This window comes from Streptococcus infantis (assembly GCF_001579645.1).
GTDB classification, from domain to species: domain Bacteria; phylum Bacillota; class Bacilli; order Lactobacillales; family Streptococcaceae; genus Streptococcus; species Streptococcus infantis_E.
Map to the genome: position 1 here is coordinate 688,867 of NZ_KQ970818.1, position 17,654 is coordinate 706,520.

Consider the following 17,654-nt stretch of genomic DNA (forward strand, 5'->3'; position numbering starts at 1 on the left):
CCCCTTTATTCAACTCCATTTCTTATATTAGAAAGGATAAATTCTTTGTCTATTTCATCAATAATCAATTCTGTTCGAGTATTAAGTTTTTCATCAAATCTTTTATTCAATTCCTTTACAACGCTTATCTTAAACTCATCACTTGATTTTTGTTTATAGTAATCAAATCCTCCAGAAGCCGCACTACAGCAACTCCCCCAATCAGAAAGATAGCTAAGCATTTCAAAAACAATCATAAAATATTTCAAATCTTTTCCTTTCAGAATTTTCTATATCATCTGTAATAAACTAGATTACTAGAATTATACTTTATTAGATCCTTTAGATTAAACTTTTATTTCTAAAACTTTCTAAATAAACTATTTAACAATCAAATAATGTGCGTCTTTTATCTTATATTTTTCTAGATTGATAATGGTTTGTTTCTTATCAACAATATCATATTTAACCAGAGAATCATTAAATAAAAAATAATAGATGTTGTTTTTAAATGTAAAATAAGGTGCAATATATTGCTCTGTACTAAAGCCGTCCAGATGAATAATATCTTTTTCTAAATTGTCTAGATTGACTGTAGTAAAGGAAAATTCACCATTATACATTCCCTCATTCTCTATAATCAATTGGTTATTTTTAGCATCATAGTGAATATTTGTTGGATACTTATCAGGAATATCGATATAATTCTTGTTTTGACTCTTTAAATCAAAAACCAATAATTTATTTCCTGACTTATATTCCCCATTAGAATTACGTCCATCAAGTGATTCCACAATATACAAGACATCACCTACATTAACCATTCTCATATATGCTGATGTTTCGTTTAGATTATATTTTTCCACGATGTTGAACTCTTTATCCATTTTCCAAATTTCGACATTAGGAACTTGAGTAGATAAATCCAATGTGCTTACAAGTAAGTATAAATAATTATCTATAATAACAAACTGTTGACTGGCATTTAGTTGACCATCATTTTTCATGGTAACATTAGTGACAACCTCTAAATTGTTATCATATTTATAAAATTCAATTCTATCTGTAAAGACAGCAGTTGCATATAAATAATCCCCATCTGTTATGGATGCGTAAGCATCATTTCCTTCTGCTAATTTAAATGTTTCACTTAAATTTTCCTTATTAATTCTAGATACATATCTTTTTAGACCTGAGGTATCTTTTGTTTTTGCAGTTGAATAGGATCCTGCTTCCGAAAAACTTTCTGCCCAATAGATATATTTTTCTTTTCTGGCTATATTACCCTTGAACTCATTTAAATCATAATCATCAAATACAGCTATTTTATCGCTATCCCAGATAGCCATTTTATAATCATCTACCGAATTTACCTTATTTGACTGACAGGCACTTAGAGAAATAAGGCAGCAACAAGCACTTATAATCATCAACATGAAGTTCATGGCTCTTTTATTTCTTTTCAATATCATACTGATTTGCTCCTATATCGTTTGTTTCTACCAATTAAGACGTTCAAACAAATGAATAGCATAAACCTAATCTCAGGTACCTACATCTACTCCAGTCACACACTAATCCCTGGTGAAACTAACTGAGAAGAGTAAAATTTGTTACTAGTATCACTATTGAAAATTCTTGGTTATAAGGCTTTTCAATTTGTCTAGCAGGTTAATAGGCAAATGATTGACTAGCTTTGATGCCCTTTTTTAACACCTATTTGATAAACAGCACTATCACTTCAATGACCATTGAGAACTTAACGATACATAACAATCACAATATTCTTGTCATTATATCCTTGTATGATTTATTATATCAAAAAATAAAACGTTTTCAAAACATTACCAAAATTTCTTGAACTCCATGCACCATGTTTTCCAGAACCTTTTATATTTTGTAATTTTTAAAGTTCCCCCAAACAATTCAGCAAATCTTTGTAAGAATGAACTTCATAAGTTGGCTGGGCTTGGGTTTTATTTTCCAGATGATGAGGATTGTACCAGATGGTATCGATGCCAGCATTATTTCCACCCTGAATATCAGCTGATAAGGAATCACCAATCATAAGGGCATGATTTTTATCAAAGTTAGGGATGCGAGCTCCAATTTTCTCATAAAATTCAGCGTCTGGTTTTTGAGTATGAAGCTGTTCTGAAATGAAAATCTCCTTGAAAAATGGTGCGATACCAGATTGCTCTAAACGTCCTGTTTGAATAAGGGTAATTCCATTTGTCGCAGCATAGAGCTCATAGCCTTGTTTTATCAAATTTTTTAATAAATCTTCCACACCTAGGTAAGTCTGCCCCTGTTTTGAAAGGAAAAACTGGTAGCGCTCTGCTAAGTAGGACCCATCTTTTTCAATACCAAAATGAGCAAACAATTTTTCAAAACGAGTGTTAATTAACTCAGCCTTTGTAATTTTTTTCTGTTCCAAATCCTTCCAAAGGGCTTTGTTCATGGGCACATAATAATCTTTGTAAGTTTGGATATCCTCTACTCCTTCCTCAGCGAGTAGAAAGTCTAAGGCAACATCCTCGGCAGCATCAAAATCGAGTAGTGTGTGGTCGAGGTCGAATAATAGAAATTTGTATTTCAATTTTAAAAACTTCCTTTCTTGGGGGGACAAAGAGTGGGACTAAACGATTCAAAAAAATTTTATCTTTACTTATTGAATAGCTTAGCCCAATTCTGCTTGGAATTTAAAATTCTGGAGACATAAACCTCATATTTGTCGATATAATAAAAAGCTAAGTAATTTTCAATTGGCATATATCGATAACGTTTTCCGTCATCTGTTAATTCACCATAACCTCGACTTGAAACCAAAGGACATGCTTCTGGAAAGGTTTCTAAAGTTTCTAGTGCCGTTAGAATAAGGTCTAGTTTACTATCGGCAGATTGCTGGCTGTAAAAATTCAGTACAATATAATCATGTATTTCTCTCAAGTCTTTCTTAGCTTGATCCGTAAGAGAAACATGGTAACGCTTATGATTAGTCAAGTCCAAATTCCTTTCTTACATCTGCCAAAGACGTTAGTTTACCTTGCTCAATTTCTTGATGTCCCATCAAGATTTCCTTTTTCAAGTCTTCAAAAGCAACCTGATATTGAGTCTCTTGTAAATCACTAAATACGAACTCTTTAGGATCAACTGCACCTGTCGCAATTTTACGAAGTGCAGCATTAAAAATATCTGATAGGGTTAACTTTTCATCAGCTAAGATTTCTTTCGTTTGTTGGTAAAAAGTCGAATCTGCTCTAAAATTAACAGGTTGAGTACTTGCCATGATTAATACCTCTTTGTAAAGATGATTTGTAAATACATTTTATCATCTTTAGATTTGAAATTCAACGAAAAGCTCCTTTAACAGAAAAGGAGCTATCTTGTATTTTATTGGTGTACAGCTTGTGCTGCTGTGATTAGTGTAAGTTTGAAGACGTCATCTGAGTTACATCCACGAGAAAGGTCATTAACTGGTTTGTTCAAACCTTGCAATACTGGACCAACTGCTGCAAAGCCACCGAGACGTTCTGCCATCTTGTAGCCAATATTTCCTGCTTCGATACCTGGGAAGATAAAGACGTTTGCTTGTCCAGCAACCTTGCTTCCTGGCGCCTTGAGAGCAGCTGTTTCTGGAACGAAGGCAGCATCAAATTGCAATTCACCATCAATTTCAAGGTCAGGACGAAGATCATGAGCAATCTTAGTCGCTTCAACAACTTTATCAACGCTTTCACCAAAACCAGAACCTTTAGTTGAATAGCTTAGCATAGCGATTTTTGGTTCGATACCGAACATCTTAGCTGTAATTGCAGAGTTAATCGCAATCTCTGCCAAAGCTTCAGCATCAGGATTGATGTTGATGGCACAGTCACCAAAGAGGTAACGTTCAGTACCACGAACCATAATGAAGGCACCAGAAGTACGGCTAACATTCGGACGAGTTTTAATGATTTGAAGGGCTGGGCGAACAGTTGCCGCAGTAGAGTGATTTGCTCCTGATACCATACCATCTACCAAGGACATATAAACCAACATAACACCAAAATAGTTCACGTCTTTAATCAAGATATCGCGAGCTTCATCTTCAGTCATTTTTCCTTTTCGACGTTCTACAAGTGATGCTACCATGTCTTCGAATTGAGGATAGTGGGCTGGGTCGATGACTTCATAACCATCCATGATTCCTTCGATTTCAAGATAGATTTTAATTTTATCAGGATTTCCAAGTAGGACCGGGATAACTTCTGTTTCTTTTACGATACGTTTGGTCGCTTGAAGAATACGTGGTTCTTCACCTTCAGGCAAGACAATACGTACATTTTTGCCAACTAGGTTGGCTTTTAAACTTTCAAAAACTTCCATGAGTTTTGACTCCTTTTAAGATAAATTATTATTTGATAACTGAGTTATAAGAGTGTTGAAATCATCCGGCAGTGGACTTTCCATCTCCAACTGCTCTTCAAGAAAAGGATGATAAAACGATAAGTAATGGCAATGCAGAGCTTGACGCTCTATGCCATATTCAAGACTACCACCATAGAGGTCATCGCCAAGCAAAGGGAAACCGATATGAGAGAAATGAACACGAATCTGGTGTGTCCTTCCCGTATGTAGTCGAATATCAACCAGATGAATATCGCCATAAGACTGCACTATTCGATAGGAAGTATGGGCATATTTACCACCTTTTGCCACTCGTCTAGTGATAATGGAATCTTCGTCACGGGCAATCGGGGCAATAATTTCACCTTGAGGTTCCAGAAACCCATCTCCTTTAACCAGAGCAAAATAGCGCTTTTCAATGGCTTTCTTTTGCAACTGCTTGTCTAGTCTAGCATGAGCATAACCATGTTTAGCAAAAAGCATGAGACCCGAAGTATCGCGATCTAGTCTGGTTACAATGTGAACCTGCTGATTTTCATAGTTCTGTTTCACATAATAGCCCTTGATAAAGTTAGCGATGGTATTGGAATGATTGACGCTCGGAATTGATGCCACACCAAAGGGTTTGTTTAGAATTAAGAAATGATCATCCTCAAACAGAATATCCAGTGGATAATTAATTGCTTCCAGTGTCTCGAAACCTTCCTCAGGAGGAATGTCGATGACAACCACATCCCCAATATCTAAGAGATAGGTTGCATTTTGTGGATGACCGTTTACGCGAATATCTCCACCTCGAAACTTGATTTTGGCCAGTAAACCTTTAGAGACTTCATGCTTTTTCAAAAATGTCTTTACCTTGACGTGTTCGTCAGCAATAAATTCAAACCTCATTCATCCACCTCACCAATAAAGGCATCTTTGACACGATTCCAAAAACTAGTATGGCTTGGTGTTGCTACAAAATGAATCTTATGATGGTCTATCTGGTATTCTATTCTTTCAATATTACGGTAAGAATAAATGCTATTGTCAACAGAAATCGTATGATAGTCATTACGAGTTGGTATCAATTCTATCTTATCCTTCTTAGGCACAATAATAGAAGAACCTAAGGTTCTGTAGACACGATTGTTAAGACTCGCAATTTCTGTCAATTGAAGTGCTTCAATGGTAGGATGTAAAACAGCTCCACCAAGAGATTTATTATAGGCTGTACTGCCAGTTGGCGTCGATACCGTCAGGCCATCTCCTCTAAAACGTTCAAATGGCACTTGGTTAATGATAATATCGGCAACCATAGTCCTATCAGCTCTCCGAATGCTAGCCTCATTCAAAGCTCGGAAAATTTTCACTTCTCCATTTTCCAAAAATATCTTTACATTTAACAGCGGGTAAGACACACGAGCCCCAGTATCCAACTGTAGATTAGTAAGCAGTTGATCTAGTTCAAAATCACGGTAATCCGTATAGAAGCCTAAATGACCTGTGTGAACACCAACGAAGCGAACCTTATCCAGCTGGTCTTCATACTTGTGAAAAGCAGACAAAAGCATCCCATCCCCACCTATGGAAATCACGATATCGGGATGTTTATCATTTAATATAAAGTTATTCTTTTTAAGTCGATCTCTTAATTCATATAAGACTCTTTGACTTTGAGGTTTGCGATTAGCGATTAGATCAATTCGTTTACCTGTATTCTTCATCGGTATCGTCACTATTACCTACCCCGTCATTTAACTTTCTATGCAATGGATCAAAGAGTGCCTGTGCTTCCTGGATATCATCACGAATTTTACTCATTTCTTCATCCAATTGGTGGGATATCCTTGCTGTGATTTCCAAGCGTTTCTTAATTTCTTCTGGAAAATCCCCTTGATATTTATAATTGAGAGAATGCTCGATGGTAGCCCAGAAATTCATAGCCAAGGTACGAATCTGAATCTCCACCAGAATCGTTCTTGCCCCCTTGATCGTGTCCACTGTATACTCAATAATCAAATGGTAAGAACGATAGCCTGAAGCCTTTCGATGAGTAATGTAGTCGCGTTCTTGTACCACTCTCATGTCTTGCCTCTTACGAAGGATGGCAACAACCTCGCTCACGTCATCTACAAATTGAACCATGACGCGTAAACCTGCAATATCTTGCAAGTCCTGTTCAAGCGTATCATACCCAATCCCTCGACGAGCCATTTTTTCTTTTATACTTTCGATTGGTTTGACTCGACCAGTTACAAACTCAATTGGAGAATGTTTATTTTGTTTGCGGTATTGTTTTCGAATACCTCGGAGTTTTATCTTCAGCTCTCCGACAGCCTGAATGTAAGGATCTAAAAATTCTTCCCATTCTGTAATCATATATCTTTTTCATCCAATTCTCTATACACTTCGATTTATCTAGTTTTTGATTTTCTAGGAAAAATCTTATACAATAAATACAATGCTTATTATACCATACAATCGCTTTCAAAGATAAGGAAAAAGTAAAAAAAATGAAACATTTAGAAATTGAAATGAAAACACTTCTAAACAAGGACGAATATCAAAGATTGCAGGAGCACTTTTCAGGAGTCAAACCTATTACACAAAAAAATTACTACCTAGACACGCCCGATTTTTACCTTCGTAAACATAAAATCGCTATGCGCATTCGTACTTTTGAAAATAGCGCTGAATTGACCATAAAAATCCCACAAAAAGTTGGAAATATGGAGTACAATCAAGATCTCAGCCTTGAGGAAGCAAACCATTGTCTTAAAGAATGTAAACTTCCACAAGGAATGATTCTTGACGAATTGACTAGCCATGGACTTTCAACCAGTGGCTGGGTAGTTCTAGGTTGCCTAACTACAGTTCGTTACGAAAAGCAAACTCCTATCGGACTCATGGCTCTTGATCAAAGCCAATACTTTGATATTGTTGACTATGAGCTTGAATTAGAAGTGGAAGATGGCAACCAAGGAAGTCTTGATTTCCAAGAATTTTTACAAGCCAATGAAATCCATTACAAAAAAGCTCCTTCCAAATTGGTTCGTTTTATAGAAAATATGAAAAAATACTGAAATAATCTTCTTTTTTTGATAAAATAAAAGGGATGAAAAATAATGGAATCTGTTGTAGAGAGCATTTATCACTAAAAGTGTTTCACTACAGCTATTCACTTAGTTTAAAGAGGACGGTTTATCGATGTCAGATACAAAAAACATGAAACTTTTCGCACTATCTTCCAACCAGGAAATTGCTCAAAGAATTGCAGATGCTGCAGGTGTTCCACTTGGAAAAGTATCATCACGCCAATTTTCAGATGGTGAGATCCAGGTTAATATTGAGGAAAGTGTTCGTGGATACGATGTTTATATTATCCAATCAACTAGTTATCCAGTAAATAACCACTTGATGGAACTTTTGATTATGGTTGATGCTTGTGTTCGTGCTAGCGCTAATACCATTAACGTTGTACTTCCATACTTCGGCTACGCTCGCCAAGACCGTATCGCTTCTTCACGCGAACCACTTACAGCAAAACTGGTTGCAAATATGTTGGTCAAAGCTGGAGTTAGTCGTGTATTGACTCTTGACCTCCATGCCGGTCAGGTTCAAGGATTCTTTGACATTCCTGTAGATAACCTCTATACAATTCCACTTTTTGCAAAACATTACTGCGATAAAGGTTTGACTGGTTCAGATGTGGTTGTTGTCAGTCCTAAAAACTCTGGTGTAAAACGTGCGCGTAGTCTTGCAGAATACCTAGATGCTCCAATTGCCATCATTGATTATGCACAAGATGATTCTGAACGCAGCCAAGGTTACATCATCGGAGATGTCGAAGGTAAAAAGGCAATCTTGATCGATGACATTCTGAACACTGGCCGTACCTTCTCTGAAGCTGCTAAAATCTTAGAACGTGACGGCGCAACTGAAATCTATGCGGTTTCAAGTCATGGCCTGTTCGTTAACGGTGCTGCAGAGTTATTAGATGCAACAAATATTAAGGAAATCTTGGTTACAGATTCTGTTTTGACAGAAAGTAGAAAACCTAAAAACGTGCAATACATCACTGCTAGCGAATTGATTGGTGATGCTATGGTTCGTATTCATGAAAGAAAACCAGTTAGTCCACTATTTAAATAGAAATTAGGTGAGTTTTTGATTTATTTGGATAATGCTGCAACGACTCCGATGTCTTCAGTAGCTATCTCAGCAATGACACAAGTCATGCAAGAAACTTATGGCAACCCTTCTAGTATTCATGGCCATGGGCGCCAAGCAGGTAAACTATTACGAGAAGCTCGTCAAGAACTAGCTAGTTTACTAGGAACAAAGCCACAACATATATTCTTTACAACTGGTGGTACTGAAAGCAATAATACTGCTATCATCGGCTACTGCCTTCGCCATCAAAATCGTGGGAAGCACATTATCACTACTGCGATTGAGCACCATGCTGTTCTAGAACCCATCAAATACTTGGTTGAAAATTTCGGTTTTGAAGTGACTATTTTACAGCCTGAAAATCAAGAAATCACTGCAGACCAAGTCAAAAAAGCACTGCGTGAAGATACCATTCTTGTTTCTACTATGTTTGCCAATAATGAAACTGGTACACTATTACCTATTGCTGAAATTGGTGAGGTTCTAAAAAATCATCCAGCCGTCTATCATGTCGATGCAGTTCAGGCAATTGGTAAATTAGAAATTCTTCCCGAAAAATTGGGAATTGATTTTCTCAGCGCTTCTGCACACAAATTTTATGGTCCAAAAGGAGTTGGTTTTCTCTATGCTGCATCTACAGATTTTGATTCCTACCTTCATGGTGGTGATCAAGAGCAGAAAAAAAGAGCAGGAACAGAAAATCTTCCTGCCATTGTAGGAATGGTAGCAGCTCTAAAGGATGATCTTGAAAACCAAGCACAAAACTTTGAAAAGGTTCAACAACTAAAAGACACCTTCTTAAAGGAAATGGCTGAGACAGACTATTACCTCAATCAAGGAAAAGACCAGCTACCTTATGTCCTTAATATCGGATTTCCAGGTCAACGAAATGATCTACTACTCCTTCGTCTGGATCTTGAAGGGATTTCTATTTCAACTGGTTCTGCTTGTACTGCAGGCGTCGTTCAGGTTAGTCATGTTCTTCAGGCTTTCTACGGAGAGGACTCTCCTCGCTTACACGAATCCGTTCGCGTCAGCATTTCACCTCAAAATACAGAGCAAGAAATGATCACCCTCGCACAAACTCTAAAAGAAATCATTGGAGGATAACTCAATGGCATTCGAAAAAACTATTAGTCTCAAAAATTGCCGTTACGATTACACAATCAGTCCAACTGTCAAAAAGTTTACTCTAAAAGATAACACTTTTTTTGAAACAAAGGTTGGTAACTATGAACTAACACGCCTTCTTGAGAAGGTTCCAAATAGTGGGGAAGGTTTCCAACTTAAGATTATCATCAACAAAGACTTAACTGGTGCAAAAATCAACATCACTGATAAATTTGGTCTACGTTTGGTTGATATCTTTAAGTCAGAAGAAACTCATATCCACCAAGAGAAATTCTACTTCTTGATGAACAGTCTTGTGGAGCGTGGTGTCTTCACTAAAATCGAAAGATAGAAGGTCCCTATGTTTCGATTAACCTATAAGGATACCTATCAAGTCGATCGCATTTTAGAATACGAAGATTACGAAGCACTCATGTTGTCACTTTCAGGATGTGTGACTCTTCCAGATACGACCGTCATTACTTCTCTTACCTATAAGGGAGAAGAAATCTATCAGGGACTTCTAGGAAATCTCTATCGTTTTCTATATCACTATGATTTTACAAAGATAAACTAAGATTTTCTTAGTTTTTTCTTATTTTTGTTGATTTTTTCACAATCTTTCTATAAAATAGTATTTAGAAAGGTTGTGATTTTGTGAAAGAAAAACAGTCTGCTATTCCAAAAGCAACAGCAAAGAGACTTTCTCTTTATTATCGTATCTTTAAAAGATTTCATGCAGAAAAGATTGAAAGAGCCAACTCAAAACAAATTGCCGAGGCCATTGGTATTGATTCTGCTACCGTTAGACGAGATTTTTCCTACTTTGGTGAACTTGGTCGCCGTGGATTTGGCTACGATGTCAAAAAACTAATGACGTTTTTTGCTGATCTTCTAAATGATAATTCTATTACAAATGTTATGTTGGTGGGTATTGGTAATATGGGGCACGCTCTCCTTCACTATCGTTTCCATGAACGAAACAAAATGAAAATTATTATGGCTTTTGATTTGGATGATCATCCTGAAGTTGGGACGAAAACTCCCGATGGAATTCCAATTTATGGAATTTCCCAAATCAAGGATAAAATAAAAAATGCAGATGTAAAAACTGCAATCTTAACTGTTCCGAGTGTCAAATCACAAGAAGTAGCTAATCTCCTTGTCGAAGCAGGTATTAAAGGTATTTTAAGCTTTTCACCCGTTCATCTCCAACTACCAAAAGATGTGGTGGCTCAATATGTGGATTTAACTAGTGAATTGCAAACTCTCCTCTATTTCATGAGAAAAGAGGATTAGAAAGCGTAAGCATTTATGAAAAAACCAGTTATTGGGATTACAGGAAACGAAAAAGCTCATCCTGATGATGAGCTAATGATGAGCTATGCTGCAAAGGGCTTTGTTGAAGGAGTCAAGGAAGCTGGGGGAATTCCCATTATCCTACCAATTGGTGATCAAGAAATGGCCAGTTACTACATTGGCTTGATTGATAAACTCATTTTAACTGGTGGACAAAATGTCGATCCAAAGTTCTACGGTGAACCTAAAATGATCGATAGCGATGACTACCACCTTCAGAGAGATATTTTTGAGCTAGCTCTTATAAAAGAAGCTATTAAACAGAAGAAACCCATTTTTTCTGTTTGTCGAGGCACCCAGCTCTTTAATGTGGCTATGGGAGGAACTCTTTATCAAGATATTGAAGAACATTGGCAGGATACTTCAGCTGAGTATACAACTCAACGTTTAGTCACTGAGCCTGATACTATTCTTCGAGAAATCTACGGAGAAATCTCTCATATCAACTCTTTCCACCATCAGAGCATTAAAGACCTTGCTCCAAATCTAAAGGTTGTCGCTCATGATCCTAAAGATGGAATTATCGAGGCTGTGACAACGACTGATGGTTTCCCTTACCTCGGTGTTCAATGGCATCCGGAATTTCTTTTTGAAAATCGCCCCAAAGATAAAACACTTTTCGACTATGTCATCAATGAATTGTAAAACCTGTATCATATACAGGTTTTTTAAATCAGATCCGTCTTCTCACGGTAACTAAAATAATCGGAATGTGAAACAATGAGATGGTCCAATAAGACCAAACCCATTAATTCGCAGGCTTCTTTAACAAGTTTTGTAACATGGTCATCATTTCTACTTGGCATAACAGCACCAGATGGATGATTATGAACCAGAATCACGGATGTTGCCATATGCTTTAAGGCATAGTGAAGAATTTCCCTTGGTTCCGCAATACTTCTAGTAGCAGATCCAATAAAAATGGTTTGCTGATGAATAATTTGATTTTGTGTATTCAGATAGAGCGCCACTAGGTGCTCTTGTTTTTTATCTCCCAGTTCAGCTTGCATCTTTTTAGCCAGTCTTTGACTACTAAGAATGCTCTCTGCCTCAATGGTTTCATGTTTGTGAATACGACTTCCAAGCTCAATCATTGCTTGCAGTTCAATAGCCTTCACTCTACCGATACCTGATAAACTCTGCAGTTCTTGCAAGGTCATTTTTTTTAACTCAGTTAAACTGTTTAATTGAGACAATACTTTCTGTGCAATTTCAAAAACGGTAGATTGACGAGTTCCTGTTCGTAATAAAATGGCTAGTAATTCCTGATTACTCAAACTCTCTACTCCTTCTGTCACCAAGCGTTCCCTTGGCAAGAGCGAATCTTCTTGAAATGAAATACTATACATAAAAATCCTCCTCACTTTATTATTCGTGAGAAGGATGCTTAATTCGATAAAAACTAGTTATTTTTAGATTTTTTCAAGCGCTAGTCGCAAATCTTCAATCAAATCGTCAACATTTTCAAGACCGATAGAGAGACGAATTTGATTTTTTGTTACTCCTGCTGCTTCTAAATCAGAGTCTGACAACTGAGCATGTGTTGTAGTTGCGGGATGAACCACCAATGATTTAGCATCTGCTACATTGGCTAAGTTTGAAAAGATTTCCAAGTTGTCAATCACTTTACGTGCTTCTGCTTCTCCACCTTTAACGTGGAAGGTAAAGATTGAACCAACACCTTTTGGTAAGTATTTTTCAGCCAAGGCATGGTAAGGACTATCTGGAAGTTTTGGATAGTTGACCTTTTCAACCTTTGGATGGTTCACAAGGAAATCTACGATTTTCTCAGCATTTTGAACATGGCGTTCAACACGAAGAGAAAGAGTTTCAAGACCTTGTAAGAGCAAGAATGAGTTAAATGGTGAAAGGGCAGCTCCCATATCGCGAAGCAATTGCACGCGAGCAGCAACGATAAAGGCTGCAGCACCAACATCACGAGTATAACTGATATTGTGGTAGCTTGGATCTTCTTCGACTAATTGAGGGAATTTTCCTGAAGCAGCCCAGTCAAATTTGCCGCTATCAACGATGACACCACCAATAGTTGTACCGTGACCGCCGATAAACTTAGTTGCTGAGTGAACTGCAATGTCTACACCATGTGAAAAGACATTGATAAGATAAGGTGTTGCAAAAGTATTGTCTGCGACCAAAGGAATTTGATGTTTATGAGCAATTTCAGCTATTTTTTCAATATCAGGAATGTTGATAACCGGATTACCCAAGGTTTCAATCAAGACAAGCTTGGTATTATCTTTAATCGCTGCTTCTACCTCTTCTAGATTATCAATATCAACAAAAGTTGTGGTGATTCCGTATCGAGGAAGGGTTTCTTTCAAAAGGTTAAAGGTCCCACCGTAAATAGTTGAAGCTGCAACCACATGGTCTCCTGCGTGAGCCAGTCCTAAAATTGTGTAGGTAAGAGCTGCCATCCCAGAAGCTGTTGCAAGTGCACCAACACCGCCTTCCAGTGCTGCAATACGCTCTTCAAAGGCTGAAGTTGTTGGATTGGTAATACGAGTATAGATATTTCCAGCTTTTTGAAGGGCAAAAAGGTCTGCACCCTCCTGTGTATCTTCAAATACAAAAGATGTTGTTTGATAAATAGGGACAGCACGAGACTTGGTGGTAGCATCTACCACTTGTCCTGCATGCAATTGAAGAGTTTCAAATTTAAATTCACGAGTCATATTTAGACCTCCAAAGATTTCATTAGGTTCATTGTATCACCTATTAGAATAGGTTACAAATACAACTTTGTTATATCTTGGCATAAGAAATAGCTATGGCTACTTCTATTTACTTTGTCTAAAATTAGAATTGTAGAACTTTTTTCAGATAGTTTAAAAAGTTTGTATTCACTTCCTCTTTACTTTATAATGGACAGGAAGGAGAAAACTATGTCAGAAATTACACATGAAATTGATACAAACTTTGCTGGCCGTTTAAATATCTTGCGTGCTGGTGTACTGGGCGCAAATGATGGAATCATCTCTATCGCTGGAGTTGTTATTGGGGTTGCCAGTGCGACTAACAATATCTGGATTATCTTCCTCTCAGGATTAGCCGCAATTCTTGCTGGTGCCTTTTCTATGGCTGGTGGCGAGTATGTATCCGTATCTACTCAAAAAGACACGGAGGAAGCCGCTGTAGCTCGAGAACAATTACTTTTAGATAAAGATATGGAAGCTGCTAAAAAATCACTCTACGCAGCCTATCTTCAAAATGGTGAGTGTGAAACATCAGCCCAGCTCTTAACCAACAAGGCATTTCTCAAAAACCCTCTCAAAGCCTTAGTTGAGGAAAAGTACGGAATCGAGTATGAGGAATTCACCAATCCCTGGCATGCTGCTGCATCTAGCTTCATCGCCTTTGTCCTTGGAAGTCTTCCGCCCATGCTTTCGATTACTGTTTTCCCAAGTGACTATCGAATCCCTGCTACTGTCTTTATCGTAGCGATTTCTCTATTAGTTACCGGCTACACTAGTGCTAAACTCGGGAAAGCCCCCACAAAAACAGCCATGATTCGTAACCTCTGTATCGGTTTGTTGACCATGGGAGTTACCTATCTATTAGGACAGTTGTTTAGTATTTAAAAAAGATACCGCTCGGTATCTTTTTTTGCTATCAAAATATAGACAGTTAATTTGATTTACCAAAACCAACCTTCGTCATCATTGATAGGCTGGGCTTCTTTGATCTTGCGTGGGCCTGTTCCATACATTTCAGCTTCGATATCTTCTTTTGTTGGTAGGATCGAAGCTAAGATAATGTAGATAATGATTCCGAGACCAAAGTTTGCGATTGTAAAGATTGCAAAAAGGAAACGAACTAGGGTTACATCAAGATTCCACTTATCAGATAGACCTGCAAGTACACCTGATACCATACGATTTCTTCTCATTTTATAAAATTTTGTATTCATAATTTATTCCTCTTTCGGATTTCTTAATCTTAGTATAGCACTAAGCTAGATTTGCTACATCAGTCCTTAGGCCGATTTAACAAGAGGAGCTTTCCACGACAGAGACCACAACGATAACGCTTGGTATCGATTTTTCGCTTTCTTTGATAGATTTGCTGACAAGTCTGACAAGTATAGACTAAGTTCGGCTTTTGATTGGCACTTGATAAGGGAGGAACAAAGCGGAGACCGTCGACCTCTTTTAAAAGTTGCTTAAAGGCTAAATCCTTATGCTGATAGCCTTTACCTTCGAAATAAAGATGATAATGGCAGAGCTCATGACGAACAATTTTACGAAAAACCTCTAAACTAAGTTCTTGATATACTTTGGGATTGAAATCCAAATGACCATCTTTTGGGAAAAATCGCCCACCTGTCGACCGTAGACGAGTATTCCACTGAGCTTGATGTTTGAAAGGTTTTCCAAAATCTTCTAAAGAGACCTGTTTAACGTAATCAGTTAGATTCATTAGGAGCTAGGAGCGACAGATTCACTTTTTCACGGTCAGCATCGATTTTCTTCACCCAAACAGTAACCAAATCGCCAACCGAAACTACTTGACTCGGATGTTTGATAAATTTCTTACTCATGTGAGAGATATGAATGAGACCATCCTCATGGATACCGATATCAACAAAGGCACCGAAGTCAACGACGTTGCGCACAACTCCCTCAAGCTTTTGGCCAACTTGTAAGTCTTTGATATCCAAGACATCCTGACGAAGGACTGGAGCATCAAAGGAATCACGGAAATCACGTCCTGGTTTGAGAAGGTCAGCGATAATATCTTTAAGTGTTTCTTGACCGAGTTCTAGCTCTTGAGCCATTTCTTTAATAGAAACAGATTTGAGTTTTGATTGCGCTTCTTCATTTAGGTCTTTAATATCCAAGCGTTTGAAGAGTTCCTTGACCGCAGTATAGTTTTCAGGGTGAACTCCTGTATTGTCAAGGATATTAGAACTTTCAGGGATACGGAGGAAGCCAGCAGCTTGCTCAAAGGCCTTAGCACCTAGGCGAGGAACTTTCTTGATTTGGGCACGTGAAGTGATTTTGCCTTCTTCTTCACGATACTTAACGATATTTTCAGAGATTGTTTTATTAAGGCCGGCTACGTGTGACAGTAGTGCTGGACTAGCTGTATTGACATTGACACCGACTTGGTTCACTACTGTATCAACAACAAAGTCAAGACTTTCAGACAGTTTTTTCTGACTAACATCGTGCTGATATTGACCGACACCGATGGATTTAGGATCAATTTTAACCAATTCAGCAAGTGGGTCTTGCAAGCGACGAGCAATAGAAATAGCAGAACGTTTTTCAACAGTTAACTCTGGAAACTCTTGACGAGCAAGTTCACTAGCTGAGTAGACTGATGCCCCGCTCTCATTTACAATGACATAGCTGACCTTAGGAAAATCTTTAAGTACTTCAGCGACGAAGGCTTCACTCTCACGACTAGCAGTACCATTACCGATGGCAATGATTTCAACACCATATTGGCCAATCAAATCTGCCAAATCTTTCTTTGCTTCTTCAATCTGACGGGCAGAGGCTGGTTTGACGGGATAAATGACTTGCGTTGTTAGCATCTTCCCAGTCGCATCAACGACTGCAAGCTTGGCACCTGTACGAAAGGCAGGGTCAAATCCAAGGACCACGCGCCCTTTAAGAGGAGCAACAAGGAGAAGATTTCGAAGGTTTTCAGAGAAGAGTTGGATAGCTCCTTCTTCTGCCTTCTCTGTTAGTTCAGTACGAATACGACGCTCAATAGCGGGCAAGACTTTTTTCTTAACAGATTGCTGAATAACTTCGTCAATATAGGCGTTCTTAACTTTGAAACGAGCAGCAAAGAAAGATAGAATACGATCAGTGGCATGCTCAAAGCCAATTTTCAAAATGCCTAGCTTCTCACCACGATTAAGGGCAAGCGTACGGTAACCTTGCATGTTGGCAACTGTTTCTGAGAAATCGTAATAAATCTGAAAGACTTGCTTTTCATCAAGACTCTCATCTTTGACTTGAGAAGTAATCTTAGAACGTCTAAGTACCTCTTGATATGTCATTGAACGTAAATGAACATCCTCGGATAGTGCTTCAACCAAGATGTCTACAGCCCCAGCCAAAGCTTCTTGAGGAGTACCGAAACCTTCACAGACAAATGCTTCTGCTTCTTTTTCAAGGTCAGAAACATTTTGTAAGATTAAACGAGCAAGAGGAAAGAGTCCTGCCTCACGGGCAATGGTTGCCTTGGTGCGACGTTTTTCTTTATAAGGAAGATAGAGTTCTTCAACGTCTGCGAGTTTTTCAGCAGCTAAGATGGCTTCTTCTAACTCTTTGGTCAACTTACCTTGCTCTTTGATTTTTGCCAAAACAGCTTCCTTACGGTCATTGAGGTTGGTAAGACTTTTATCAAGGTCGATAATAGCTTTGATAGCCACCTCATCCAAACTTCCAGTCATGTCTTTCCGATAACGAGCGATAAAGGGAATGGTTGCTCCTTCTGCTGTCAAAGACAAAACCGTATCAATTTGCTTTAAGGTTACACCCAAATCTTGGGAAATTTTTTCATATTTTTTATCCATGAGACTATTATACCATAAGCAGGAAAGCTTGTTTTCATTAATGTCACAGTTAGCTTGGTATTTGTTGAAATTGAAAATTCACTCGTTTTAACAATTTAAAATTAAG

General features: G+C 37.9%; 22 protein-coding genes. 8 read left to right on the plus strand and 14 right to left on the minus strand.

Annotated elements, in window-relative coordinates; all coding sequences use genetic code 11:
• Positions 1-5: 5 nt before the first annotated feature.
• From SINDD18_RS03275 to SINDD18_RS03315, 9 genes are all read right to left on the minus strand, one after another.
• Positions 6-236, minus strand: a complete 231-nt coding sequence (locus tag SINDD18_RS03275) for a hypothetical protein (RefSeq protein ID WP_153014387.1) — start codon at positions 234-236, stop codon at positions 6-8.
• A 123-nt stretch (positions 237-359) separates the two neighbouring features.
• Positions 360-1,451, minus strand: a complete 1,092-nt coding sequence (locus SINDD18_RS03280; protein ID WP_223299852.1) for a hypothetical protein — start codon at positions 1,449-1,451, stop codon at positions 360-362.
• Positions 1,452-1,885: 434 nt separating this feature from the next.
• A complete protein-coding gene (locus tag SINDD18_RS03285) occupies positions 1,886-2,578 on the minus strand; it encodes a YjjG family noncanonical pyrimidine nucleotidase (RefSeq protein ID WP_061863061.1) in 693 nt (230 codons plus the stop codon).
• Positions 2,579-2,643: 65 nt separating this feature from the next.
• Entirely contained in the window at positions 2,644-2,982 is a 339-nt protein-coding gene (locus SINDD18_RS03290) for a type II toxin-antitoxin system RelE/ParE family toxin (protein WP_049509216.1), read from the minus strand.
• Positions 2,975-3,268: a type II toxin-antitoxin system RelB/ParD family antitoxin gene (locus SINDD18_RS03295; protein ID WP_049509199.1), complete on the minus strand. Its 294-nt coding sequence runs from the start codon at positions 3,266-3,268 to the stop codon at positions 2,975-2,977. Before SINDD18_RS03295 ends, SINDD18_RS03290 begins: the two co-directional genes overlap by 8 nt.
• Positions 3,269-3,372: 104 nt before the next feature.
• Positions 3,373-4,347 carry a phosphate acetyltransferase gene (gene pta, locus SINDD18_RS03300; protein WP_061863062.1) on the minus strand — a complete coding sequence of 325 codons (975 nt, stop codon included), beginning with the start codon at positions 4,345-4,347 and terminating at the stop codon, positions 3,373-3,375.
• Positions 4,348-4,362: 15 nt separating this feature from the next.
• On the minus strand, positions 4,363-5,262 hold the full coding sequence (locus tag SINDD18_RS03305; protein ID WP_061863063.1) for an RluA family pseudouridine synthase: 900 nt from the start codon (positions 5,260-5,262) through the stop codon (positions 4,363-4,365).
• Positions 5,259-6,077, minus strand: a complete 819-nt coding sequence (locus SINDD18_RS03310; protein ID WP_025171265.1) for an NAD kinase — start codon at positions 6,075-6,077, stop codon at positions 5,259-5,261. The genes SINDD18_RS03305 and SINDD18_RS03310 overlap by 4 nt, the downstream gene beginning before the upstream one ends.
• The gene (locus SINDD18_RS03315; RefSeq protein WP_049529686.1) at positions 6,061-6,732 is read right to left on the minus strand and encodes a GTP pyrophosphokinase; all 672 of its coding nucleotides are present in this window, start codon (positions 6,730-6,732) and stop codon (positions 6,061-6,063) included. The genes SINDD18_RS03310 and SINDD18_RS03315 overlap by 17 nt, the downstream gene beginning before the upstream one ends.
• A 134-nt stretch (positions 6,733-6,866) precedes the next feature.
• Between SINDD18_RS03315 and SINDD18_RS03320 the strand changes: the two genes are divergently transcribed.
• The 7 genes from SINDD18_RS03320 to SINDD18_RS03350 all read left to right on the plus strand — a co-directional run bounded on the left by SINDD18_RS03320 (position 6,867) and on the right by SINDD18_RS03350 (position 11,640).
• On the plus strand, positions 6,867-7,436 hold the full coding sequence (locus SINDD18_RS03320; protein ID WP_061863064.1) for a CYTH domain-containing protein: 570 nt from the start codon (positions 6,867-6,869) through the stop codon (positions 7,434-7,436).
• 124 nt (positions 7,437-7,560) lie between these two features.
• Complete coding sequence (locus SINDD18_RS03325) at positions 7,561-8,505, plus strand: ribose-phosphate diphosphokinase (protein ID WP_061863065.1); 945 nt, start codon at positions 7,561-7,563, stop codon at positions 8,503-8,505.
• A gap of 15 nt (positions 8,506-8,520) precedes the next feature.
• Positions 8,521-9,636, plus strand: a complete 1,116-nt coding sequence (locus SINDD18_RS03330; protein ID WP_061863066.1) for a cysteine desulfurase family protein — start codon at positions 8,521-8,523, stop codon at positions 9,634-9,636.
• 4 nt (positions 9,637-9,640) lie between these two features.
• Complete coding sequence (locus SINDD18_RS03335) at positions 9,641-9,988, plus strand: DUF1831 domain-containing protein (protein ID WP_061863067.1); 348 nt, start codon at positions 9,641-9,643, stop codon at positions 9,986-9,988.
• A 9-nt stretch (positions 9,989-9,997) separates the two neighbouring features.
• Positions 9,998-10,213 carry a DUF4649 family protein gene (locus tag SINDD18_RS03340; protein ID WP_061863068.1) on the plus strand — a complete coding sequence of 72 codons (216 nt, stop codon included), beginning with the start codon at positions 9,998-10,000 and terminating at the stop codon, positions 10,211-10,213.
• 80 nt (positions 10,214-10,293) lie between these two features.
• Positions 10,294-10,935: a redox-sensing transcriptional repressor Rex gene (locus tag SINDD18_RS03345; RefSeq protein WP_000660647.1), complete on the plus strand. Its 642-nt coding sequence runs from the start codon at positions 10,294-10,296 to the stop codon at positions 10,933-10,935.
• Between the two features lie 15 nt (positions 10,936-10,950).
• Positions 10,951-11,640 carry a gamma-glutamyl-gamma-aminobutyrate hydrolase family protein gene (locus SINDD18_RS03350; protein WP_061863069.1) on the plus strand — a complete coding sequence of 230 codons (690 nt, stop codon included), beginning with the start codon at positions 10,951-10,953 and terminating at the stop codon, positions 11,638-11,640.
• A 23-nt stretch (positions 11,641-11,663) separates the two neighbouring features.
• Here the strand turns inward: SINDD18_RS03350 and radC are convergent, their stop codons facing one another.
• Positions 11,664-12,344, minus strand: coding sequence for a RadC family protein (radC, locus tag SINDD18_RS03355; protein ID WP_061863070.1), 681 nt, complete (start codon positions 12,342-12,344; stop codon positions 11,664-11,666).
• A 63-nt stretch (positions 12,345-12,407) separates the two neighbouring features.
• Complete coding sequence (locus tag SINDD18_RS03360) at positions 12,408-13,688, minus strand: O-acetylhomoserine aminocarboxypropyltransferase/cysteine synthase family protein (RefSeq protein WP_061863071.1); 1,281 nt, start codon at positions 13,686-13,688, stop codon at positions 12,408-12,410.
• 210 nt (positions 13,689-13,898) lie between these two features.
• Here SINDD18_RS03360 and SINDD18_RS03365 point away from each other — a divergent pair, with 210 nt between their 5' ends.
• Positions 13,899-14,594 carry a VIT1/CCC1 transporter family protein gene (locus SINDD18_RS03365; RefSeq protein WP_061863072.1) on the plus strand — a complete coding sequence of 232 codons (696 nt, stop codon included), beginning with the start codon at positions 13,899-13,901 and terminating at the stop codon, positions 14,592-14,594.
• A gap of 56 nt (positions 14,595-14,650) precedes the next feature.
• Here SINDD18_RS03365 and SINDD18_RS03370 read toward each other — a convergent pair whose 3' ends face one another.
• The 3 genes from SINDD18_RS03370 to SINDD18_RS03380 are packed head-to-tail and all read right to left on the minus strand — an operon-like array spanning position 14,651 to position 17,548.
• Entirely contained in the window at positions 14,651-14,923 is a 273-nt protein-coding gene (locus tag SINDD18_RS03370; protein ID WP_045762960.1) for a PspC domain-containing protein, read from the minus strand.
• Between the two features lie 59 nt (positions 14,924-14,982).
• Complete coding sequence (locus tag SINDD18_RS03375; protein WP_061863073.1) at positions 14,983-15,432, minus strand: SprT family protein; 450 nt, start codon at positions 15,430-15,432, stop codon at positions 14,983-14,985.
• Positions 15,419-17,548, minus strand: coding sequence for a Tex family protein (locus SINDD18_RS03380; RefSeq protein WP_061863074.1), 2,130 nt, complete (start codon positions 17,546-17,548; stop codon positions 15,419-15,421). Before SINDD18_RS03380 ends, SINDD18_RS03375 begins: the two co-directional genes overlap by 14 nt.
• Positions 17,549-17,654 lie beyond the last annotated feature (106 nt).